We start from the raw sequence: 22,804 nt of genomic DNA on the forward strand, positions 1-22,804 counted from the left end.
CGGTTCTAGAGGAGTGCTGGACTTGAAAGCCCACACTGATTAAAGCTTCACTTTATCTTATTGTGAAAAGAAGTGTACCTATTAGGTACACTTCTTTTCAGTCTGCTATAAAAAACTATAACAGACTAGGAGATAAGAGTATTACAGCTCTACAATGGGTATCGTTCTTATATTACAAAATAGGACTCGTATATAAGGGTACAAAAAAATACAATTAAAGAAAGGGTTAATTACAAAGGATTTAAAATGAAGTTTACACTATGTATATAGTAGTTTGCTCAACATTTCACAAACATGTCACAACTATTTCGTCCACTTCCGAAAAAAAGTAGTATTCTAAGTGTGTAAGCTGTTATATAAAAAATCTTAGTCCTGTACTAATCAAAAATGGAGGAGATTAGGATGACTCAAGTATTAGAAAACGTAAAAAACGCGTGGGAAAACTTTAAAGGTGAAAAGTGGAAAGCAGAGATTGATGTTCGCGATTTCATTTTAAATAATGTAAACGTTTACGAAGGAGAAGACTCTTTCTTAGCGGGAGCAACTGAAGCAACGAAAAAACTTTGGGATCAAGTAATGGATTTAACAACAAAGGAACGTGAAAACGGTGGCGTTCTTGATATGGATACAAAAATTGTTTCTTCTATTACATCACATGAACCAGGATATTTAAATAAAGATATTGAAAAGGTAGTCGGTTTCCAAACTGATAAACCATTTAAACGTTCTTTACAACCATATGGTGGTATTCGTATGGCAGAACAAGCTTGTGAAGCTTATGGATATGAAATGGACAAAGAACTTAGTAGTATTTTCAGAGACTGGCGCAAAACTCATAACCAAGGTGTATTTGATGCATATACACCAGAAATGAAAGCAGCTCGTAAATCAGGCGTTATTACTGGTCTTCCAGATGCATATGGACGTGGACGTATTATCGGTGATTATCGCCGCGTAGCGTTATATGGTATAGACCATTTAATTGAAGCGAAAAAAGCTGATTTTAATTTAACTGGTGGTGTAATGAGCGAAGAGACAATGCGTTTACGCGAAGAATTATCTGAGCAAATGCGTGCACTTCAAGAATTAAAACAAATGGCTGCTTCTCATGGCTTCGATATTTCTAAGCCAGCAACAAATGCACAAGAAGCATTCCAATGGTTATACTTCGCTTATCTTGCAGCAATTAAAGAACAAAACGGGGCAGCAATGAGCCTTGGACGTACTTCTACATTCTTAGATATTTATATTGAAAGAGATTTAGCAAATGGTACTTTAACAGAAGAAGCAGCACAAGAAATTGTTGACCATTTCATTATGAAATTACGTCTTGTGAAATTTGCAAGAACACCTGATTATAATGAACTATTCTCTGGAGATCCAACTTGGGTAACTGAATCTATCGGTGGTATTGCACTAGACGGTCGTCCATTAGTAACAAAGAACTCATTCCGTTTCTTGCATACATTAGATAATTTAGGGCCAGCACCAGAACCAAACTTAACAGTTCTTTGGTCTAAACAATTACCACAAAACTTTAAAAACTACTGTGCGAAAATGTCTATTAAAACATCAGCAATTCAATACGAAAATGATGACATTATGCGTCCAGAATATGGTGATGACTACGGTATTGCTTGTTGTGTATCTGCAATGAGAATTGGTAAACAAATGCAGTTCTTCGGAGCACGTGCAAACTTAGCAAAAGCATTATTATATGCGATTAACGGCGGTAAAGATGAAAAATCAAAAGCTCAAGTTGGTCCTGAGTACGCACCAATTACTTCTGAAGTATTAGATTATGAAGAAGTTATGCATAAGTTTGATATGACAATGGAATGGTTAGCGGGTCTATATTTAAACACATTAAATGTTATCCACTACATGCACGATAAATATAGCTATGAACGTATTGAAATGGCACTTCATGATACAAACGTTCTTCGTACGATGGCAACAGGTATCGCGGGTCTATCTGTAGTAGCAGACTCTTTAAGTGCAATTAAATATGCAAAAGTAAAACCAATTCGTGATGAAAATGGTATTGCAGTTGATTTCGAAATCGAGGGAGATTTCCCTAAATACGGTAACAATGATGATCGTGTAGATGAAATTGCAGTAAATCTTGTGAAAACATTTATGAATAAGCTTCGCAAACATAAAACATATCGCAATTCTGTTCATACAATGTCAATCTTAACAATCACATCTAACGTTGTATACGGTAAGAAAACTGGTAACACTCCAGATGGACGTCGTACTGGAGAACCATTTGCACCAGGTGCAAACCCAATGCATGGCCGTGATACAAAAGGTGCATTAGCGTCATTATTATCTGTAGCTAAATTACCATATGAAGATGCACAAGATGGTATTTCTAATACATTCTCTATTATTCCAAAAGCGCTTGGTAAAGAAGATGATGTACAAGTACGTAACTTAGTATCTATGCTTGATGGATACGCAATAAAAGAAGGACATCACTTAAATATTAACGTATTTAATCGTGAAACATTAATGGATGCAATGGAGCATCCTGAAAAATATCCACAATTAACAATTCGTGTATCTGGTTACGCTGTTAACTTTATTAAATTAACTCGTGAACAGCAAATTGATGTAATTAACCGTACAATGCATGAAAGCATGTAAGTGAAAAAAGTGCCCCTCTGCTTTTAATATATGGTGGAGGGGGGCTGTTTCAATAAAGGAGGAAGTAACATGGTAAAAGGAAGAATACATTCTGTAGAGTCTTGTGGTACTGTTGATGGCCCAGGGATTCGTTATGTCATATTTACACAAGGGTGTTTATTACGTTGTCAATATTGTCATAATGCTGATACGTGGGAGATTGGTAAGGGAAAAGAAATAACAGTTGAAGAAGTGATGCAGGATGTGACATGTTACCTTCCATTTATTGAAGCTTCTGGAGGCGGTATAACGGTTAGCGGTGGAGAGCCACTACTACAGTTAGACTTCTTAATTGAGTTGTTTAAAAAGTGCAAAGAAGCTGGTATTCATACAACAATCGATTCTTCTGGCGGTTGTTATTCTGAAGAACCAGAATTCCAAAGCAAGCTAAATATTTTAATGGATTATACAGATTTAGTTTTATTGGATTTGAAGCATATTGATTCAAAGAAACATCGTAAATTAACAGGGAAACCCAATGAACATATTTTACAATTTGCTCGTTATTTATCAGACAGAAAGAAACCAATTTGGGTAAGACATGTATTGGTTCCTGGTGTTACTGATGGTGAAGAAGATCTGCAAAAATTATCAAGCTTTATTCAAAGCTTATCTAATGTTAAGAAAGTGGAAGTGTTGCCATATCATAAGCTCGGTGTCTATAAATGGGAGGCACTTGGACATAAGTATCCACTTGCGGATGTGAATCCACCGACAGAAGAAAATGTTGAACATGCGAAACATATTTTAAAAGCAGTCTAATCCATATATTGGATTAGGCTTTTTGTTTCTTCATAAGAAAATATAGAGTATATATTTAGAAAGGAGTATACTGAAAATAGAATATCCATATTTTTGTAAAGAATAAGCGGAGAAATTTACATAATTGTAAAGGGAAATCAAAATAGTAAAAAGAATTAAGAAGTAAAAGAATGAGTATCATGGAATATAGAACGTTTGTAAGTTATTGCGAAAGCTCTTATAGGAAAGTATAATGTAAAGATATGAGCACAGATAGGATTAAGGGGTCAATCTTATATGCTTTGCATATCCACGACAGGTACATAGCTAACAGGAGAGTATTGGAATCCGAGTATGTAATTTTTAAGGAAAATGTTTTTCCTATTGTCGTATATGCAATATGGAGAAACAAAAAGCTAGGAGTGGATTTGTTTGATAAAAAACCCCAAGGTTTTAATATTAACTGCACATTACGGTAACGGTCATGTGCAAGTAGCAAAAACATTAGAACAAACATTTCGCCAAAAAGGAATCAAAGATGTAATCGTATGCGACTTGTTTGGAGAATCACATCCGGTTATAACCGATATTACAAAATATTTGTATTTAAAAAGTTATACGATAGGAAAAGAATTATATCGTTTGTTTTATTACGGTGTAGAAAAAATTTATGATAAGAAAATAGCATCTTGGTATGCGAATTTTGGGAGAAAACGTTTGAAGTCGCTCTTACAGGCGGAGAAACCGGATATTGTTATCAATACCTTTCCAATCATCGCTGTACCAGAATTGAAAAAACAAATAGGTATTTCTATTCCTGTTTATAACGTATTAACGGATTTTTGCGTGCATAAAATATGGATTCATCGAGAAGTAGATCGTTATTTTGTAGCAACTGATCATGTGAAAAAAGTGATGGTTGATATTGGTGTGCCTTCAGAGCAAATTGTTGAAACAGGGATTCCGATTCGTAGTAGTTTTGAGCTAAAGATAAATCCAGAAATTATATATAATAAATACCAGTTATGTAAGGATAAAAAGATTTTACTAATTGTAGCAGGTGCTCATGGTGTGCTTGGGAGTGTAAAAGAACTATGCCAGTCATTTATGTCAGTACCAAATTTACAAGTAGTTGTCGTTTGTGGGAAAAACGAAGCTTTAAAGCAGGATTTATTGGGACTACAGGAGAAAAGTTCTGATGCTTTAAAAGTATTTGGTTATGTTGAAAACATTGATGAGTTATTCCGTGTTACTTCTTGTATGATTACGAAGCCAGGTGGTATTACATTAAGCGAAGCGGCAGCATTACAAGTACCAGTCATTTTATATAAGCCTGTCCCAGGACAAGAAAATGAAAATGCGTTGTATTTTGAAAGAAAAGGGGCTGCAGTTGTAATCCGTGATGACAGTGAGGTTTTTGCAAAAACAGAGGCGTTATTACAAGATGATATGAAGCTTCTCCAAATGAAAGAAGCCATGAAGAGTATTTATCGTCCTGAACCGGCAGGTAATATCGTGGATACAATTTTGGCAGAAAATCATGCAGAGCCGAATCATATACCTATTAAATCACCGGCTCTTGCCGAATCTTTTACTTAATATGAAACCCCTCTTTTAAACTTTTAAAGAGGGTTTTTTATTATTTAAACAAAAATAAACGTGCATTATTAACTTATCCACAAAGGATTGCGTTTTCATTAGACAGTAAAGTCGGAATATTAACAACTATATCCACATAGTCCACAATTTTTAGAAAAATATCCACAATTCTTACATTTGGTATTCGTTTAAATAAATGAATTTGTAAAATGTTTTTTGAATTTATGCACAATTATACAGGTGTTGTGGATAAAGTTGTCCACAGAAAAAGGTTCCTTATAAATAAGGAACCTTTTTCAATTCTATCCTATCACTTGGAAAAACCTATGTAATGAAAATGAATAATTAGGGGGAAATCTTCTAATTATTCATTTTCACTTTAAATACCTTTTGAGCGATAACCCGCTGCACGATCTGCTTTTCGGAATTCTCGTTGATAGAGAACTTCTTGTGTACTAGATAATGTGTTTTTTGCTTTATCACGTTTCTTTTTATCCATTACAAATCACCTCGTGTCCTAAAGTCACTATCTATCGTTTCCAAAGACATGGGGTGATATACATATATGTTAAACTAGTATTGATTAATTATCATTTCTGAAATTTTAGATTATGCTTCTTTTAATTGGTGTGCTTCTTGGAAGGTTGTATCTCGCATTGTTGCAAGTGTATATTGATCTTTTGGAATTTCATATAAGTTATATACTTCTTCATGCGCGTTAATTTCATCATAAACGGCTTTTCTTGTTTCGTTTGCTAGATTTACATATTGTAGTTTTTCGGCAGCTTTAATAGAACGGATATTTATTTTACGAATACGCATAAAGATCGTTTCAATATCTAATTCATAGAAAAGTTCGCTAAAAAATGAATCTTTCGCCAATTTATTATATCCTTTACCATGATATGGTTTGCCAAGCCATGTCCCGAGGAATCCGGCTTTTTCTTGCACATCAAATAAAGTAATCGTGCCGATGGGGTTACCCCATTCATCTAAAATTGTGCGTGAGATCAATTCTCCACGCTCTTCGGCTTCAATTGTTTGTTTTGTTAAAAATAAATATTCTTCATAAGAATAAGCCTTTTGACGCACAAAAGGGAAGACAGCTGGATCCACCATTAACTCGTATAGAACGTGGCTGTCGTGTAAGTCGCGTTTTTTCAACATACTAACTCCTCCTCACACGAGGGTAGCATGACGAAAAAACACCCCACCCTCGAAATTTTTATATCAATCTTTAAAAAATTTCGGGGTGGGAATCGAACCCACTAGAACCAGTTTATAACGCTGGTGGCGCACCATTTGCCTTCCCCATTCATCAATTTGAAAATGATAATCACGACACAAATTGATTATGGTTTCATTCAGTTTATAATCGTATAATACTTTATCTAGTCAAAAAAATAAACTAGTTTTTTTTATTTTTTTTGTAAATTATTTTTCCGTCAATCATCGTGAGTACAGGCTTAGCTAAATAATGGAAAGGATGGTGAGTCCACAACACGAGATCAGCATCTTTTCCAACCTCAATGCTTCCAATTCTATCCTCTAAACGTAAATTTCGAGCTGGAAAAATAGTTATTCCTTCCAACGCTGTTTTTTCATCTAATCCTTCTCTTACTGCAATGGCAGCGCAAACATTTAAATATTGAATAGGTGTATAAGGGTGATCTGTTGTAATAGAGACTTCTATTCCACTTTTCGATAATATATGGTAAGTATCCCATGTTTTGTTTTTAAGTTCGATTTTTGAACGTCGTGTAAGAGTAGGGCCAACTGAAATCTTTAAATTGTGTTTCGAAAGTTCCTCAACAATAAAGTGTCCTTCAGTACAATGTTCAATACGTAAATCAAGATTGAATTCTGTCGCAAAGCGTAAAGCAGAATTAATATCATCTGCACGGTGAGCGTGGATACGTACCGGTATTTCCCGGCGGAGTGCTTTTAAAATAGGAAGCATTCGAAAATCGGCTTCATGTCCGTAATGTTGTGCTTCGTAGAAGGATTCTCGAAGCAGGCCCATAATTCCCATACGTGTAATTGATTCTTTTGTTCCGTTGCTATGGACCTTTTTAGGGTTTTCTCCAAAGGCAATTTTTAGACCAGCAGGTTCTTGAATAATCATATGATCAATACAAGTTCCAGCGGTTTTTATGACACAAGTAGTACCCCCTATAATGTTCTGGCTTCCAGGCATAACGTGAACAGTTGTAATTCCATTTTGTACAGCATCTTGAAATGCAATATCAAAAGGATGGATTCCGTCTAAAGAACGGATATGTGGTGTTGAAACTTCAGATGTTTCATTTGCATCATTGCCAGCCCAACCGGTACCTTCATCGTAGAGGCCAAGGTGAGTATGGACATCAATAAATCCAGGTAGGAGATGAAGAGCTCGTGCATCTATAACGGTCATATCTTGAGTAGGATCAATATAAGGTTTAACCGCGGTGATTCGTTCTCCTGTAACGAGTACATCTCCTTGAAACCTTTGGGATGTAATAGGATATACAATGGCTTGTTTGAGCAGTATTTTCATAGATACCTCATTTCCGTCACCTTGTAATGTGTGTAGTATAAGTTTAGACAAAGCAACTGAAAGGTTTTTCGTGTAGTAATGCTCCGGAGTCTAGAAAATGAAAGTTTTGGAGGGGATAAAGTAAAGGGGATTCATCCCCCACTGATTATTAGTCCTCACAATCGGACTTTTACGGACAGTCGGCCCCCACCTAACTTCTTTGCTTTACAGTCGAATTTTGAGGTGGGAGTCTTACCGCCTGCAAATAGCGGGATAAGTTTCCTTTAAAATTTTATTTTAGAAGTACTATATTGTATGCAAGAGTATATTTTGTAATGCATGGTTTACTGTTGGAAATGTGTATTGATATCCATATTCAATAGCTTTATTAGGTAATACATGTTGCCCTTCTAATACGAGTATACTCATCTCACCGAGTAAAGCGCGAAGTACAAATGGAGGAACAGGTAACCAATGAGGTCGTTCGGTTATAGTGGCAATGGTTTTACCGAATTCTTTCATCCTTATCGGTGTTGGCGCTGTAATATTAAGAGGCCCGGCAATGTCTTTTTTGTGTATGATGAAATCAATCATGCGAACGGCATCATCTACATGAATCCATGATAACCATTGGTTTCCAGATCCAATTGTACCTCCGATATATAATTGATAGGGGAGTAGCATTTTTGGAAAAGCGCCTCCATCTGCCCCTAATACGACTCCAAATCTTGTATAGATAGTTCTTATTCCAAGGGAGCGGGCTTTAGATGCTTCTTGCTCCCATAAATATACTGTATTTGCTAAAAAGTCATTCCCGGGAGTCTCTTGTTGTTCTGTAAAAGATTCGGTTTCAGATGTTCCATAGTATCCAATAGCACTTGCGTTAATAAATGTGTGTGGTTTTGTTTTGAGTGCTTGCAATTGTTTAATGAGCCCTGTTGTTGTTTGAATCCTACTATTTAAAATTATTTCCTTTTGTTTCTTTGTCCATCTGCTATTAATAGACTCCCCCGCTAGATTAATAATTACATCGATAGAAGAGAGGGGAAAAGTGTGTAAGTCAGGTGTCCATTGTACGTATTGAAGGTTAGGATTTGAAGTTTCATCTACCTTTTTTCGAGTAAGAATATAGACGGTATATCCCTTTTGAATAAAAAAACTAGAAAGGTATTTGCCTATAAAGCCAGAGCCACCAGAAATTGCGATTTTCACAAGAATTTCCTCCTCATTATATATATTCTTGAAAAGCAAAAATGTTTCTTGACTATGTTAAAATAATAGAGAGGTGAGAGTATGGCTGTCATTACAAAAATAGAAGTACAAAAACGATCGAAAGAACGATTTAATATTTATATTGATAAAGGTCAAGGTGAAGAGTACGGATTTAGTGTAAATCAAGTAATCTTAATGAAACATGGATTACAAAAAGGTTTAGAAATTGATGAAGTAGAGTTAGGAAATATTTTGTACAATGAAGAGGTACAAAAAGCATATTTACAAGCCATTTCCTATTTATCATATCAGATGAGAACAAAACAAGAAGTAGAAGATTTTTTACAAAAAAAAGAAGTGGGGCAGGCCATCATCTCTGAAGTCATTTCGAAATTATTACATGATCGATATATTAATGATAAAGAGTACGCCACTTTGTATGTACGAACGCAAAGTAATGTAAATCAAAAAGGCCCAACTGTTATTAGAAGAGCGCTGATAAGTAAAGGTGTTCAGGACCTAATCATTACACATAGTTTACAAGAGTATCCAAAGGAGAAGCAAATTGAAAATGCTTTAGTTCTTATAGAAAAGAAGAAAAAATCTTATCAAAAGCATTCATTTTTACAAATGAAACAAAAGTTAGAAGAAATGCTTGTTCGTAAAGGCTATTCTAGAGATGTGATTCAAATTTGTCTTGAAGAATTGAAAGACGAAAAAGATGACGAAAAGCAGCAAGAAGCGTTACACTATCATGGGAATAAATATTATGAGAAATATAAGAAGTATGATGGATGGACATTCGAAAATAAGATGAAACAAGCGCTATATCGAAAAGGATTCTCTATTGATGAGATAGAGATATTTTTGCAAATGAAACGAGAAGAGGGATGAGGGAATAAGATGAATATGCCAAAACGCTACAGTGAAATGACACCACATGAGCTTCGAGAAGAAATTGGGGTTTTGAAGGAGCAAGCAGTAAAGGCTGAGCAACTTGGAATTGTAAATGAATTCGATGTATTAATGAGAAAGATGGCTATGGCTCGTGCTTATATGACTGATATAAACAAGTTTCATATTGGTGAGACATATGAATTAGTAGAAGAACCTGGTATATTATTTAAAATTACGTATTTCAATGGGGTATTTGCTTGGGGATATAAGCAGCAAAATGATAATGAAGAGATTGGAATACCAATTTCCTTGCTGCAGGAAAAATAAAAACCAGAGAGTGAATATCTCTCTGGTTTTCATCTTTGGTAGGCGTTAAAGGAGATAGGAGATTCTAAAATTGGCGTTTTTTAGATTCATTTGCCAATATAATGAGAGACTGGGTTTGTTGCGTCTGTCCGTTAACTTGCGCTTTCGCATGTTTCGGACGAGTCCACGTATGGTTAAATAATTCAGAACGACTATCTAAATGGTCACGGTAGCTCATCTTTATCACCTCGTGTAGGAAGTTAATTTAGTTTAGTTTGTACTACTCTTCCTGCTGATTTGCAGCACGCATACGTTCTTGTGGGTGCGTGTTAATTGTGCCGTTAGGTCTTTTCGAAGCGAAGCGTGATTTCGCTTTCGGTTGACCGTCGATTTTGCTGTTATTTTTTGATTCAGACCAAAATTCGGCTTGTCTACCCATTAAGAACGCCCCCTCATTATCAGTTGATACCTCTTTAAGAAGTATCAATTATAGAATGTGCAAAATAGAAAAAACTATCCTTTAGAAATTAAGGGAATAAATAGGTAAAAGGAGAATAGAACATGAATGATATTTATGAAACATTAACGAAAGAATTATTAGATAAGAATGACAACCTTTCTTACGCACAAGCTCGTGCATGGGTTGAATTACTGTGGGAAGACTTTCAAACAACTTATGCTAAATCAGGCCGTTACCAAGGTGATGAAATGACTGAGCAAGTGGTACGAACATGGATTAATAATCATGGAGGGCGCCTTCATGAAATGCGTACAAATAATCCGAAGTATAGCCATTTGATCAATCAAGAAGATCATTTGAAACATTAAAAAAAGCGACTTAGGTCGCTTTTTTTAATGTGGAAGCAATTCCAGTTTCTTTCGAAGTTTTTCTTCGCTGAAAATCCACCCTGTATATGAACTAATAATATTTAAATTTTGATCGAGCTGAACGATTGCAACGAATGGATAATAATCTTTACTTCGATACCGTAAATCAATGAACCGAACTTCAGAATAGTTATCATAATCGAAAATATCCCAGCGGTATACAGGCGAGAAAGATAAGAAAGCAGAGATATTTTCATCCCGCACAGCAGCTTGCATAATGGCAGTATTCGGGAATGGTACACGATCAAATTTATCGTATACAAGAATGTTACCGCGGTGCCATCTTGCGACGTAGTAATGTTCAGTTGTAACGACGGCTAAATGATAATGATAAAATTTGTAAGAGGGAGAAATAATTACTTTCTCTACATTTTTGAAACGTTTGTATACTACACTTTTGATATTTCGATGCATCATAATGCGGCCGATGTAGTAAACAAACATTAATATATACGCTGCTAAAGCAGTGTATCCTTTATGTGCTCCGACAAGCATACAGGCGATAGCGAGTATATGGATAAAGAAAATGACAGTATCGAACGTATTAATTATGCCGAGTGCTACCCATTTTCTTGTGAAGGGCCGTAATGCCTGTGTACCATAGGCATTGAAAATATCCACAAAGACATGAAGAAAGACGGCAATAAATGACCAAAGTAATAGATGCAGATATGGAGCGTCTGAAAAGAAGGCGAAAGAGATGCCACTTATAAGGAATGACCAAAGAATCACTGCAGGAATGGAATGAGTAATTCCACGATGATTTCTTATATATTTAGCGTTATTACGCAATTTTAAAACTGTATCGATGTCAGGAATATTGGAACCGGCAATTGTTGCGAGCATCACTGCTTGTGGCCCAATATCACTTTGTGCTATGACTGGATCTAACGTTGCCAAACTGCCTAGAGTAACGCCCATAACAAGGTGAGTGGCTGTATCCATAGAAATCCACCTCCGTTTTTTATTAATGTAACTCTTTTTATTCGATACCTCAAGTCCTTTGCCTTCTATTTCCTATGTCATCTTACTTAAATTTTTTCCTAAAATCTTTATAATAGTACTTATATGCAAAAAAATGAGGGGGATCAAGTTTGGCACTTGAAATATTAAATAAGTTTAACATAGAGCAGTTTCAAAATGATTTAATTGGTTGGTTTGAAAAAGAACAACGCGATTTACCGTGGCGAAAAAATAAAGATCCATACCGGGTTTGGGTTTCTGAAATTATGTTACAGCAAACACGGGTAGAAGCTGTAAAACCATATTACGCAAATTTTATGGGGAAGTTTCCTACGCTTGAGGCGCTAGCAAATGCCGATGATGAAGAAGTATTAAAAGCATGGGAAGGCTTAGGTTATTATTCTAGAGCACGAAATTTACATGCCGCAGTAAAAGAGGTAAAAGAAGTATATAGCGGGAAAGTACCGAGCGATGTAAAGAAAATAGAAAAATTAAAAGGAGTGGGACCATATACAAAAGGTGCCATTTTAAGTATTGCATTCGGTATACCAGAGCCAGCAGTTGATGGAAACGTTATGCGCGTATTATCTCGTATTTTATCAGTGTGGGATGATATTGCAAAACCAAAGACTAGAAAAGTTTTTGAAGATATTGTGCGTGAAATTATCTCAACAGAAAATCCATCTTATTTTAATCAAGGTTTGATGGAATTAGGGGCATTAATTTGTATACCGAAAAACCCATCTTGCTTACTTTGTCCTGTGCGTGAACATTGCCGAGGGTATGCTGAGGGTGTTCAAAAAGAACTACCAGTGAAAAGTAAAGCGAAAGCACCTACAATGGTACCGCTCGTTGCAGGGGTGCTTCGAACTGAAGATGGTCGTTACGTAATTAATAAACGCCCAAGTGCGGGACTATTGGCTAATATGTGGGAGTTCCCGAATATTGAACTCGGTGAAGGTATTCGAAATCAGAAACAACAGCTTACGGATTATATGAAGGAAAGCTTCGGACTCTCTGTTTCAATTGATGAATACGCGATGAATGTACAACATACTTTTACACACCGTACTTGGGATATATTCGTGTTTTACGGAAAGGTAACAGGCGATATTACCGACACAGATACATTAAAGTTTGTATCGAAAGAAGCATTTGAACAGTTACCTTTCTCGAAATCACATCGTACTATTTACGAAAATTGTGTTGAGAAAATTACAATGCAATAAATGAAAAAAACGTGTTCTAGAATTTTGGAACACGTTTTTTTATTGAAAATAATTTTGTACTCTGAGTTTAAAGAATCGCGCTTTTATAATCCACCCCGTGACTCAATTTCTTTCACAATTTCTTTATAAATCGTTTGCCCCTCTACGTTTAGATAAGGCATAATTTGCTGAAATGAATGATGAAAATAAGCTAATTCATCTTCTTTCCATTCATTTTTTGAAATCATAGTTAGTTCAGTCATATCGCGTCCAGCGTACATATATCCACCTCCGTCATGTGTAGTTTGAATGAGTGATAAGAGATATATGCGGAAATTATAAAAAGAAAATTACGGATAGATTCTAGATAAATTGGTTACATTATTTGTTGTGGAGGTGAGAAAGATGAGTAAAAAACAACAAGGTTATAATAAGGCAACTTCTGGTGCTAGCATTCAAAGTACAAATGCTAGCTATGGTACAGAATTTGCAACTGAAACAAATGTACAATCAGTAAAACAAGCAAACGCACAATCAGAAGCAAAGAAAGCACAAGCTTCTGGTGCTCAAAGTGCAAATGCTAGTTATGGTACAGAGTTTGCAACTGAAACAGATGTGCATGCAGTGAAACAAGCAAACGCACAATCAGCTGCAAAAAAATCACAATCTTCTAGCTCAAATCAGTAACGAAGGAAAAACACTTCTCTAACTCAAGAGAAGTGTTTTCTTTACGTGAAGGTCATTGTAATGAAAATATAATGACCGACATAACTTCTAATAAGTCAACAAATGTAGTCAAAGGAGAAAGAAGTTAACGATTAGAAATATGTAATAGGAATTACAACTGTTGAATGAATTAAAAAGGGGGCAAGTGATGAACGATTTTGATAAGTTGGTAGGAGAGCAATTGGAAACGATGGATGAGCTGTTAAAGTTACAAGCACATTTAGAAAAATATCAGCAAATTGAAATGAGTGAAAGAGATACGTGTGATAAAAAAGAATTACATTTTATCCGTCAAGAAATATATAGAACAGAATTAGCATTAAAGCTTTTGCATGAAAGATTTGAACAACAAACGAATAACGTGATTCAATCTTTTGAAACCGAAAAAATAATTTCAAATTAAGGATGAGACATATTGTGAATTGTAGGTGAAAAGCCCTTCCTTAAATGGAGATGAGAAAGGGCTTTTCTTTTGTTATATCCTCGTTTAATCTTCGGAAAATACGTTTTACTAATCCAATGGGAATTTTCCTTTGTTAAAAGGATTGAAGATGTTCAATCCAATAATAAAACTTCATTAAATTCATCGTGAAAACTAGAGGCTTATCGCTTTAGTTTTAAAATTTTGACAAAAAAGTTATAATAGAAAAAAAGTGAATGCAGTTCAAGGGGTAGTTGAGGCAACTTAAGAATGGCATTTGCAGCTGAAAGAAGGGAGCATATATGGGATTTCCCAAAGAAGGAGAAAAGGTACAAATACATAGTTATAAACATAATGGCTCCATTCATAGAATGTGGGAAGAGACAACAATTTTAAAAGGGACGCAGAGTCTTGTGATCGGAGCGAATGATCGTACAGTAGTTACAGAATCAGATGGCCGAACATGGATTACTCGTGAACCTGCGATTTGTTATTTTCATGCCAATTATTGGTTTAATGTGATTGGAATGCTAAGGGAAGAAGGAGTATATTATTATTGTAATTTAAGTTCTCCTTTTGCATATGACTCTGAAGCATTAAAGTATATTGATTACGATTTAGATATTAAAGTGTATCCAGATATGACATATACACTTTTAGATGAAGATGAGTATGAAAAGCATAGTCAAATCATGCAGTATCCACCTGTTATTGATACAATTTTAAAACGAAATGTAGCACATTTAACACAGTGGATTCATCAAAGAAAAGGTCCATTCGCACCGGATTTCGTAGATATGTGGTACGAAAGATATTTAATGTACAGAAATTAAAACAAACCTGCAGGGGATTTCCCGGCAGGTTTGTCCTATTAGAGGGGGGATTATGTGCAAGGTATAAAAAGATATTTACAATTTGTTAAACCATATCGATGGCTCATTGCTATTACAATTATTATTGGTCTTGTTAAGTTCGGTATTCCGCTTATTATGCCATGGTTATTAAAGTATATTATTGATGATGTTATTCAAGGTGGGGGCTCGCTTCAAGAAAAAACGTCCCAATTAATAACCGCAATTGGGATTGCTTTTTTTATTTTTGCAGTATTAAGACCGCCGATAGAATACTATCGGCAATATTTCGCGCAACGCATTGCCAATACAATACTATACGATTTAAGAAAACATATTTTTGGACACTTACAAAAGTTAAGCTTACGCTATTATTCGAACACAAAAACAGGAGAGATTATTTCACGTGTAATCCATGATGTAGAACAAACGAAGGACTTTGTAATTACCGGTCTTATGAATGTCTGGTTAGATACTGCAACAATTGTTATTGCCATTATCGTTATGTTTTCTATGAATATAAAATTAACCTTTGTTGCTTTATTGATCTTACCTATTTATGTAGTTGCAGTGAAATATTTTTTCGGGCGTCTTCGAAAATTGACGAAAGAGCGCTCACAAGCGTTAGCTACTATGCAAGGGTATTTACATGAACGTATTCAAGGGATGCAAGTGACACGTAGCTTTGCATTAGAAGAGTATGAAAGAGGACAGTTTGAAAAGAGAAATAATGAATTTTTAACGAAAGCACTAACTCATACGAATTGGACGGCGAGAACGTTTTCAGCAGTGAATACGTTAACGGATTTAGGGCCGTTACTTGTTATTGGTTTTGCAGCGTATGAAGTAATTCAAGGTTCGTTAACACTGGGGACTATGGTGGCCTTTGTCGGATATATGGATAGTTTATATAGTCCGCTTCGTCGCCTCGTCAATTCATCTACAACATTAACGCAGTCTTTCGCATCAATGGATCGAGTGTTTGAATTGTTAGATGAAAAATACGATATTGTTAATGTGCCAAATGCAGTGCAAGCTAAAGGGTTAGATGGAGAAGTTATATTTGATAATGTTTCTTTTCGTTATAATGCGGATGAAAAAGAGATATTGCATAATTTATCATTAACTATGCGGCCAGGAGAGAAGATAGCGCTTGTAGGAGCGAGTGGGGGAGGAAAGTCATCTCTCGCCAGTTTAATTCCACGCTTTTATGATGTTTCTGACGGTGCAGTTTATGTAGATGGGATAGATGTAAGAGAGTATGATATGAGAAATTTGCGCAGCCATATTGGAATTGTACTGCAAGATAATTTATTATTTAGTGATACGATTGGGGCTAACATTTTATATGGAAATCCGAGAGCTGCAGAGGAAGAAGTGATTGCAGCTGCCAAAGCTGCGCAAATTCATGATTTTATTACAGAATTGCCAGATGGCTATGATACTGTCGTTGGGGAGCGCGGTGTGAAATTATCTGGTGGACAGAGACAGCGTGTAGCAATCGCACGGGTTTTTCTAAAGAATCCGTCTTTGCTTATATTGGATGAAGCAACTTCAGCTTTAGATTTAGAGAATGAACGATATATTCAAGAGGCACTTCAAACGTTAGCTGCAGATCGAACGACAATTATTATTGCACATCGATTAGCGACGATTACGCATGTCGATACAATTATTTATGTTGAAGATGGTGAAATAAAGGAAAAAGGATCTCATGAAGAGTTAATGAAAAAAAGGGGATTTTATTACAATTTATATCAGCTTCAACATATAACAGAAACAGCTCCTTTAGCGTAAAAGGAGCTGTTTTTTATTCGTCTTCTTTTTTATCGTCGATTTGGAGTTCACTTTCTGGTTTATGGTATGTGTAGAAGCTATCCACAAGTAAATCTAAATGCTCTACTTCTTCACTATAATTAATAATTGAAGAAATAAGAGGGAAGAGATGTAACCATATTTTATATGCTTCCTCATCGTCCTTGTTTTGATAATCCATAAAGATATCAATCAATTCTTGTTTACCTGTTTCAACTTCATCAAGCATCTCAACAGATTGTTGTTTCTTTGCTTTCCCAATAAACTTTAACAAAACTTGTTCGTGATAATGCGTTAACGAATCGAGTTCGTTTTGAATAGACTCCTGAAATTCTTCTGGCATATAGCGCAGTTCATTTTCAGTACGGTGTAATGACTTTAATGTACTTAAAGCACGACTTGTTGTCGCTAACATTTGTCTAAATAAAACAAGTTTGCGAATTTTTGCGAATTGTATTTTCTTCGTGTAACTTCTTTCTTCTTTATAAAGTAAATAATAATGATTTAGTTTAATCATTTTTTCTTTCATGCGATCAATATCGGTTTTTAGAGTTGTAAAATCAGAAGCTTGCCTACTATTCATACGAATCCATTTGACAATTTCCTCTGTATTATCAACGATGCGATGGTAAAGTTTTGTTTCATATTTTGGCGGCATAAATACTAAATTTACAAGCGAAGCCGCAATAATTCCAATCATAATTGTCGCAAATCGAAGTAAGGCAAAACTAAAGAAATCTTCGCCTTGATATTCCATAATGGCGATAACCGTTACTAAAGCGATTGATATTGTGTTTTCTAAGCGTAATTGTAATGTAAGAGCAATTACTAATATACATGTTAATCCAATAATAAAAGGATTATGTCCAAAAGCAGTAGCAAATACGATAGCGAATACTGCACCAATTACGTTTGCTTGGATTTGCTCAAGAGCAGTTAAATACGAGCGGTATACAGACGGTTGAACAGCAAAGATAGCTGAGATTCCTGCAAATACTGGACTCGGTAATTGAAGTAAAATACAAGCAAATAAAGCTAATGTAATGGCAATACCCGTTTTTAAAATGCGAGCACCAAGTTTCATACCCTTATTAATATCCTTTCTCTTGTCATAATGAATGTACAACATGATACTATACATTCATTACAATATGTTAGCAAGTGATATTTTAGTGACGTTAAAAAGTTTAATAAAGAAATTAAGATTAATTTATCTCGATTGGTGTGGACTAATAATTAGTGAAGGATGAACACCCCATACTGATTAAAGTTTCACTTTATAATTTATCCAAATTCTCTTTAAACATCTATTCTCTAATGAAAAAACCTGCTGAATTCCAGCAGGTTTCAAATTGTTACTATAGATTACTATGCGATGCTCACTTCGTCAATTTTTTTATAAAAAATACATGTTGTACATATTATTCAGTTGAAATAGATGGATCCGTCTGTTCTTTTTTCGGGATAATTTCATAAAAGTGAAGCTGAATATCATCTAATAGTGGTGTTAACAAAGCGACTTCTTCATATTGTTCATGCTCATTTAATACACGAATGTAGTCTAATAATAATTCATTCACATTTTGCACACCATTTTTACTAATTGGTTGTAATGTTACATTTGCTCCCTTAGCGATTCTTCTTTTTAAGGCCAGCTCTGTTAAACCTAAAGTTGGTTCGTGACGTAAATAAACAACACCACCAGTCATACCAGCACAAATCCACGGACCAGGATCTCCTAAAACAAGAGCACGACCATTTGTCATATATTCAAAAGCAAATCCTTTTATATTGGAATATGCTCCTATATTTCCTTGCTCCTTTTCACGGAGTGGTTTTGTAATTCTACCTCCAATAATCATGTCTGCTCCAGAGAGGCGAATGCCAGCACGAGCATCGGCGTTACCTTGCACGTATAATGCCCCTTTTTGAGCGCCGTATCCAAATCCTTTTCCGACAGAACCGTTATAATATGTTCCGTCTTTTCCTTTTGCTTTCGTTATATAAATGCCACCGCCAAATGAAGTTTTTCCAATGCCGTCTTGCGCACCACCATTTACGTGTATAAATAAGTTTTCGCTATTGTAAGCACCTAATCCGTTTCCAGGAACAGAACCGTTTGTATACTTTAATGTAAGTGGTTCAAGATGAGTGTTTTCATATAATTTACTACGAACACGATAACAGGATTCTAGACCACCCATTACGCGTTGCTCTACGCCGACGCTTACGAATTCTTTGGACTGGAGAGAATTCGTTGTTTTAAATTGTTTTTCTTGTTCAGCTTTCGTTATTTTCACGGATGAATCTTCTATCGCTTGTATTAAATTACGTAAGTCTAATAAGTCCTTGCCTCGAGTTTGCTCTAATAAATCCGAGCGCCCGACGATATCTTGTAGGTTTGTGTAACCAAGCTGGCTTGTTAAATGTTTCAGTTCTACACCGAAAGTAGTGAATAGGCTTAATAGCCCGGCAACTGCGCTTTCTAATTCACGTGGAACGAAACGGCGCAGTCCATGTTCTTTCGCTTGAGCTTCAGATTCAATTTGTGTTGCAATTCCGACGTGGCACGTATCGAGATGACAACCACGGCAAGTTGTACAGCCAATTGCAATCATTGATAATGTTCCAAAACCAATTCTGTTTGCTCCAAGGAGCATGATTTTCAAAGCGTCATTTACGCTACGGATACCACCATCTGCCCAAATCTCTACTTTATGTCTCATATGCGCTTCTAATAGAGCGTTATGAGCAGCTTTAACACCTACTTCTACAGGAAGACCTACATGTTGCAATGCGTGAATACGTGCAGCACCTGTTCCACCATCAAACCCGCTAATGTTAATAAAATCAGCACCAGCTTTTGCAATACCTACAGCAATTGTTCCAATATTAGGAACGATAGGGACTTTAACAGCTACTTTTGCGAGGTGGTTAGCTGTTTTAATTTCTGTAATCATTTGAGCCAAGTCTTCAATTGAATAAATATCATGGTTGTTAGAAGGTGAAATTAAATCTGAACCAATTGTAGCATTACGTGCTTCAGCAATTTTGGCAGTTACTTTTGAACCAGGTAAATGTCCACCTTCACCAGGCTTTGCACCTTGACCGATTTTTATTTCAATTAAATTTGATGAATTTAGTAGTTCGGCGTTTACTCCAAATCGGCCAGATGCAACTTGTTGTCCACGTGTATGTGGATATTTACCAATCATATCTTTAATTTCGCCGCCTTCACCATTCAAACTAATCATATTTAGTTGATCGGCAGCTTCTGCATACGCACGAAAGGCAATCTCGTTTTGAGAACCGAATGACATGGAACTAATAATAAATGGTAAATCATGATTGTGAATACCGATGGAAACTTTTTCAGTCGGAACTACATGCTTTGCTTGCTTTGTTTGAACAAGATGCCGAATTGCGATTGGGTTATTTTCTTCTAATTCACTTAACTTATCGCGGTAATCATCATAAGAGTTTCCTTTTGCAACATCACCAATTGCTTTCCAAATCCGCGGGAATATATGAAATGATTTTCTCATTCTAACTTTTGGATTGTTATAATCAATCGCTCGCATTTTTGCGTCTGCAGCAAGTGCTTCAAGTGAAAAAGCTAAAGCATTTGAACCAAAGAAATTTGTAATTTGTAATGTATTTGCGATTTCCTCATGCAATCCGATAGAGGAAAAGAGACGACCGTAACCGCGTAATTCATGAATCCCAATTGTTGAAATTACTTTTTCTAGTCCTTTATTAAGTGCAGTATATAAATTAGTAATTGGTGCTATTGTTCCATCATTTACAGTTGCGAACAATAAATATGGATTAATACCATCTGCTCCTAATCCATACAGCGTTACGATATCGTGTAAGGAGCGTAGGGCACCGGAACGTATAACGAGAGAGCAGTTTCGACGTAATTTATTTTCAGTTAATGCTTGATGTACTTTAGCAGTAACTAAATGTGGATCAATCCATAACTGTTCATTTTGATGTGCTTTGTCGTCATCTAATAATAGTAGGGAAGCACCATTTGTAACGGCAGCTATCGCTTCAGAACTAATTCGATTTAATGCGCATTGTAAAGTTTCTGATGGACTGAACGTAATAGAAATTGTAGAGACAGAGCTATGAGTAATGAATAGCTGTATAAGTTGTTCATACGTAATCGTATTTAATTCTTCCGCGATAGATTGGGCTAAACTTCCTTCTAAAATAATTGGTGAAAGCATCTCGACTACAAATGGCTGTTTAGAGTTGTTTAATAAACTCGGACGCTCTCCGAGTACAGTACGTGTGGAGAAGTGTTCGACTTCTCGATCACGATCGATTGCTGGATTTGTAACAACGGCTACACTCTCCTTAATGAAATCAGCAATATTTCGTCTATCTGTATCAAGTGCGGCAAGTGGTGAGTCATGCCCAAGTGAACGAATTGGTTCGACGCCTTTTGTTGCCATCTGTTCAAGAAGCTGAATATGTTCTCGATCCCAGCCGAAAGCAACGTATTGCTTCGTTTCGACTTGAACAGAATCACATAATCCTCCAATTTCTTTCGTTTCAGGGATAGATAAATTTAAATGATAATTGGTAACATCGATTCGTTTTTTAAAGCGGTTATAAACTTCCGTTTGGTATTTGTCGTATTCATAGAGAACAAGTTCATTTTGTTCATTCCATTTTAATCCGACTTTTTCTCCGGGAGCGAGTGGTTTTGGTTCTGCTACATATTCAGTTGGTGATACAACCCCAGGTTCAGAAGAGAAAATATAAGAGCTTTCTGTCTCTACTTTCCACACTGGGCGTAAGCCGAGGGAATCAACACTGAAAACAGCTTCATCCTTATAACGTGAAATGATGCCAGCTGGACCTTGTGCGAAGTGCCCCCAGGCCTCACGTATATAAGTGTATAAGTTTTGTAAGTTTGTTTCGTAAAGTTTTATTTCATTAATAATTGGCGGAAATAATATATCCATCGCTTCAAATAAGCTGTAGTTATACTGAACGAGAAGGGTTTCTAAGGTGCGGTTTAAATCTTGGGAATCACTGCCCCCGGCAGTGAGTGATACATCAATCATTTCAGCTTGATCGCGTAATTTTGCAATCGTGTTAATTTCACCATTATGTCCGAGAATGCTAAATGGTTGTACACGAAAAAAATTAGATAACGTGTTAGTAGAATAGCGATTATGTCCCAGTGTCATAGTTGAAGCGATAAGTGGGTGTTGTAAATCATTGTAATAAGCAACAAGTGTATCGCCAGCACCGAGAACTTTATATACAACATGGTCATGACTTAATGAGGCAACATGAATTGCTTCATTTTCTTCTATTTTTACTGTTACAGAAAATAATGTTTGTTCAATATTTTCAACTTCACTTTCGGCGATAAGGGCAACTTGCCAAAATAAAGGTTCTTCTTGTTTACCAAGAGGACCGAGTGCATCGGGGTTTATTACATCATCATTTTCGAGAAGAATTGTAAGTTTTTCATTGTGTAGTTGCGTACGAATGTAATTTTTTAAATCAGCAATGTTTTCTTTTTTATTTAGAAAAAAATGTCCAACGATAAAGTGGGGATGATCCACAATCGTTGGATTATATCCGCTACTTTTCAGTTTTTCATTCCAAAGTGCTTTTGGTACATCAATATGAATTCCGATACCATCTCCTTCGCCATTAATGAAACCAGCTCTATGATTCATTTTGACTAGTGATTGTATACAAAGGTCGATATTTTCTTTTGTAGGAATTCTTCGTTTTTCCATAACGGAAACGATTCCACACGCATCATGTTCTGCATTTTTATAATTTCGAAATAAAGACGGTGTCCATTTATTTGTTTTATTGAGCATCCGTCAATCCCCCCTCCGGAAATTGAATTTTGAATAATCTTACTATTTAAGACGTAATCCGCCTTGTATACAGGGATAGTAAGGATATAAAAGAATATAAAACAGATAAT

The 22,804-nt window shown here is 35.8% G+C and carries 21 protein-coding genes and 1 pseudogene; 12 read left to right on the top strand and 10 right to left on the bottom strand.

Annotation, left to right across the window (positions count from 1 at the left end):
- The first annotated feature begins 35 nt into the window (after positions 1-35).
- The 4 genes and pseudogenes from ACTFQM_RS25205 (at position 36) to ACTFQM_RS25220 (ending at position 5,031) form a co-directional block, all read left to right on the top strand.
- Positions 36-250 (top strand): annotated as a pseudogene (locus ACTFQM_RS25205) (hypothetical protein).
- A gap of 152 nt (positions 251-402) precedes the next feature.
- Positions 403-2,652, top strand: a complete 2,250-nt coding sequence (pflB, locus tag ACTFQM_RS25210) for a formate C-acetyltransferase (protein WP_071718698.1) — start codon at positions 403-405, stop codon at positions 2,650-2,652.
- A gap of 69 nt (positions 2,653-2,721) precedes the next feature.
- Positions 2,722-3,453, top strand: a complete 732-nt coding sequence (pflA, locus tag ACTFQM_RS25215; protein ID WP_002174737.1) for a pyruvate formate-lyase-activating protein — start codon at positions 2,722-2,724, stop codon at positions 3,451-3,453.
- Positions 3,454-3,864: 411 nt separating this feature from the next.
- Positions 3,865-5,031, top strand: coding sequence for a diglucosyl diacylglycerol synthase (locus ACTFQM_RS25220; protein WP_440036754.1), 1,167 nt, complete (start codon positions 3,865-3,867; stop codon positions 5,029-5,031).
- A gap of 379 nt (positions 5,032-5,410) precedes the next feature.
- Here ACTFQM_RS25220 and ACTFQM_RS25225 read toward each other — a convergent pair whose 3' ends face one another.
- The 4 genes from ACTFQM_RS25225 to ACTFQM_RS25240 form a co-directional block, all read right to left on the bottom strand.
- Positions 5,411-5,530: a YfhE family protein gene (locus tag ACTFQM_RS25225; protein WP_002174739.1), complete on the bottom strand. Its 120-nt coding sequence runs from the start codon at positions 5,528-5,530 to the stop codon at positions 5,411-5,413.
- A gap of 110 nt (positions 5,531-5,640) precedes the next feature.
- Positions 5,641-6,198, bottom strand: a complete 558-nt coding sequence (locus tag ACTFQM_RS25230) for a GNAT family N-acetyltransferase (RefSeq protein ID WP_002091129.1) — start codon at positions 6,196-6,198, stop codon at positions 5,641-5,643.
- A 241-nt stretch (positions 6,199-6,439) separates the two neighbouring features.
- On the bottom strand, positions 6,440-7,570 hold the full coding sequence (locus ACTFQM_RS25235) for an amidohydrolase (RefSeq protein WP_440036756.1): 1,131 nt from the start codon (positions 7,568-7,570) through the stop codon (positions 6,440-6,442).
- 285 nt (positions 7,571-7,855) lie between these two features.
- Positions 7,856-8,761: a TIGR01777 family oxidoreductase gene (locus ACTFQM_RS25240; RefSeq protein WP_440036758.1), complete on the bottom strand. Its 906-nt coding sequence runs from the start codon at positions 8,759-8,761 to the stop codon at positions 7,856-7,858.
- Positions 8,762-8,842: 81 nt separating this feature from the next.
- On the opposite strand from ACTFQM_RS25240, the gene recX reads away from it, so the two are divergent.
- Together recX and ACTFQM_RS25250 are read left to right on the top strand one after the other, a co-directional pair.
- Positions 8,843-9,655 (top strand): recombination regulator RecX, encoded by an 813-nt coding sequence (gene recX, locus ACTFQM_RS25245; protein ID WP_025148689.1) that lies wholly within the window; start codon positions 8,843-8,845, stop codon positions 9,653-9,655.
- A gap of 9 nt (positions 9,656-9,664) precedes the next feature.
- On the top strand, positions 9,665-9,985 hold the full coding sequence (locus ACTFQM_RS25250; RefSeq protein WP_440036759.1) for a YfhH family protein: 321 nt from the start codon (positions 9,665-9,667) through the stop codon (positions 9,983-9,985).
- Positions 9,986-10,049: 64 nt separating this feature from the next.
- Here the strand turns inward: ACTFQM_RS25250 and ACTFQM_RS25255 are convergent, their stop codons facing one another.
- Both ACTFQM_RS25255 and ACTFQM_RS25260 read right to left on the bottom strand, forming a co-directional pair.
- Positions 10,050-10,202, bottom strand: coding sequence for a YpzG family protein (locus tag ACTFQM_RS25255; protein WP_033795415.1), 153 nt, complete (start codon positions 10,200-10,202; stop codon positions 10,050-10,052).
- A gap of 42 nt (positions 10,203-10,244) precedes the next feature.
- The gene (locus tag ACTFQM_RS25260) at positions 10,245-10,403 is read right to left on the bottom strand and encodes a small, acid-soluble spore protein K (RefSeq protein ID WP_002010326.1); all 159 of its coding nucleotides are present in this window, start codon (positions 10,401-10,403) and stop codon (positions 10,245-10,247) included.
- A 122-nt stretch (positions 10,404-10,525) separates the two neighbouring features.
- Here ACTFQM_RS25260 and ACTFQM_RS25265 point away from each other — a divergent pair, with 122 nt between their 5' ends.
- A complete protein-coding gene (locus ACTFQM_RS25265; RefSeq protein WP_002174745.1) occupies positions 10,526-10,792 on the top strand; it encodes a YfhJ family protein in 267 nt (88 codons plus the stop codon).
- Between the two features lie 24 nt (positions 10,793-10,816).
- Here the strand turns inward: ACTFQM_RS25265 and ACTFQM_RS25270 are convergent, their stop codons facing one another.
- A complete protein-coding gene (locus ACTFQM_RS25270; RefSeq protein ID WP_002174746.1) occupies positions 10,817-11,797 on the bottom strand; it encodes a metal-dependent hydrolase in 981 nt (326 codons plus the stop codon).
- Between the two features lie 149 nt (positions 11,798-11,946).
- Between ACTFQM_RS25270 and mutY the strand changes: the two genes are divergently transcribed.
- The gene (gene mutY, locus ACTFQM_RS25275; RefSeq protein WP_440036760.1) at positions 11,947-13,044 is read left to right on the top strand and encodes an A/G-specific adenine glycosylase; all 1,098 of its coding nucleotides are present in this window, start codon (positions 11,947-11,949) and stop codon (positions 13,042-13,044) included.
- An 83-nt stretch (positions 13,045-13,127) separates the two neighbouring features.
- Here the strand turns inward: mutY and ACTFQM_RS25280 are convergent, their stop codons facing one another.
- Positions 13,128-13,304, bottom strand: a complete 177-nt coding sequence (locus tag ACTFQM_RS25280) for a hypothetical protein (protein WP_002174748.1) — start codon at positions 13,302-13,304, stop codon at positions 13,128-13,130.
- A 124-nt stretch (positions 13,305-13,428) separates the two neighbouring features.
- Here ACTFQM_RS25280 and ACTFQM_RS25285 point away from each other — a divergent pair, with 124 nt between their 5' ends.
- The 4 genes from ACTFQM_RS25285 (at position 13,429) to ACTFQM_RS25300 (ending at position 16,818) form a co-directional block, all read left to right on the top strand.
- A complete protein-coding gene (locus ACTFQM_RS25285) occupies positions 13,429-13,710 on the top strand; it encodes a gamma-type small acid-soluble spore protein (protein WP_025148687.1) in 282 nt (93 codons plus the stop codon).
- A 187-nt stretch (positions 13,711-13,897) separates the two neighbouring features.
- Positions 13,898-14,152, top strand: a complete 255-nt coding sequence (locus tag ACTFQM_RS25290) for a YgaB family protein (protein ID WP_002174752.1) — start codon at positions 13,898-13,900, stop codon at positions 14,150-14,152.
- 320 nt (positions 14,153-14,472) lie between these two features.
- Positions 14,473-15,003, top strand: a complete 531-nt coding sequence (gene ntdP / locus ACTFQM_RS25295; RefSeq protein ID WP_000506627.1) for a nucleoside tri-diphosphate phosphatase — start codon at positions 14,473-14,475, stop codon at positions 15,001-15,003.
- Between the two features lie 54 nt (positions 15,004-15,057).
- Complete coding sequence (locus tag ACTFQM_RS25300; RefSeq protein ID WP_440036763.1) at positions 15,058-16,818, top strand: ABC transporter ATP-binding protein; 1,761 nt, start codon at positions 15,058-15,060, stop codon at positions 16,816-16,818.
- 13 nt (positions 16,819-16,831) lie between these two features.
- On the opposite strand, the gene ACTFQM_RS25305 is transcribed toward ACTFQM_RS25300, so the two are convergent.
- Complete coding sequence (locus ACTFQM_RS25305; protein WP_002174754.1) at positions 16,832-17,920, bottom strand: FUSC family protein; 1,089 nt, start codon at positions 17,918-17,920, stop codon at positions 16,832-16,834.
- A gap of 337 nt (positions 17,921-18,257) precedes the next feature.
- Complete coding sequence (locus tag ACTFQM_RS25310; protein WP_440036765.1) at positions 18,258-22,694, bottom strand: glutamate synthase-related protein; 4,437 nt, start codon at positions 22,692-22,694, stop codon at positions 18,258-18,260.
- Between the last annotated feature and the right edge of the window lie 110 nt (positions 22,695-22,804).

It is taken from the genome of Bacillus cereus group sp. MYBK30-2 (assembly GCF_051915945.1).
GTDB lineage: Bacteria > Bacillota > Bacilli > Bacillales > Bacillaceae_G > Bacillus_A > Bacillus_A paramycoides.

Coding starts and splice junctions, on each gene's coding strand:
- pflB (WP_071718698.1), top strand. CDS start 403: ATGACTCAAGTATTAGAAAACGTAAAAAACGCGTGGGAAAACTTTAAA.
- pflA (WP_002174737.1), top strand. CDS start 2,722: ATGGTAAAAGGAAGAATACATTCTGTAGAGTCTTGTGGTACTGTTGAT.
- ACTFQM_RS25225 (WP_002174739.1), bottom strand. CDS start 5,530: ATGGATAAAAAGAAACGTGATAAAGCAAAAAACACATTATCTAGTACA.
- ACTFQM_RS25230 (WP_002091129.1), bottom strand. CDS start 6,198: ATGTTGAAAAAACGCGACTTACACGACAGCCACGTTCTATACGAGTTA.
- ACTFQM_RS25235 (WP_440036756.1), bottom strand. CDS start 7,570: ATGAAAATACTGCTCAAACAAGCCATTGTATATCCTATTACATCCCAA.
- recX (WP_025148689.1), top strand. CDS start 8,843: ATGGCTGTCATTACAAAAATAGAAGTACAAAAACGATCGAAAGAACGA.
- ACTFQM_RS25250 (WP_440036759.1), top strand. CDS start 9,665: ATGAATATGCCAAAACGCTACAGTGAAATGACACCACATGAGCTTCGA.
- ACTFQM_RS25255 (WP_033795415.1), bottom strand. CDS start 10,202: ATGAGCTACCGTGACCATTTAGATAGTCGTTCTGAATTATTTAACCAT.
- ACTFQM_RS25260 (WP_002010326.1), bottom strand. CDS start 10,403: ATGGGTAGACAAGCCGAATTTTGGTCTGAATCAAAAAATAACAGCAAA.
- ACTFQM_RS25265 (WP_002174745.1), top strand. CDS start 10,526: ATGAATGATATTTATGAAACATTAACGAAAGAATTATTAGATAAGAAT.
- ACTFQM_RS25270 (WP_002174746.1), bottom strand. CDS start 11,797: ATGGATACAGCCACTCACCTTGTTATGGGCGTTACTCTAGGCAGTTTG.
- ACTFQM_RS25280 (WP_002174748.1), bottom strand. CDS start 13,304: ATGTACGCTGGACGCGATATGACTGAACTAACTATGATTTCAAAAAAT.
- ACTFQM_RS25285 (WP_025148687.1), top strand. CDS start 13,429: ATGAGTAAAAAACAACAAGGTTATAATAAGGCAACTTCTGGTGCTAGC.
- ACTFQM_RS25290 (WP_002174752.1), top strand. CDS start 13,898: ATGAACGATTTTGATAAGTTGGTAGGAGAGCAATTGGAAACGATGGAT.
- ntdP (WP_000506627.1), top strand. CDS start 14,473: ATGGGATTTCCCAAAGAAGGAGAAAAGGTACAAATACATAGTTATAAA.
- ACTFQM_RS25305 (WP_002174754.1), bottom strand. CDS start 17,920: ATGAAACTTGGTGCTCGCATTTTAAAAACGGGTATTGCCATTACATTA.
- ACTFQM_RS25310 (WP_440036765.1), bottom strand. CDS start 22,694: ATGCTCAATAAAACAAATAAATGGACACCGTCTTTATTTCGAAATTAT.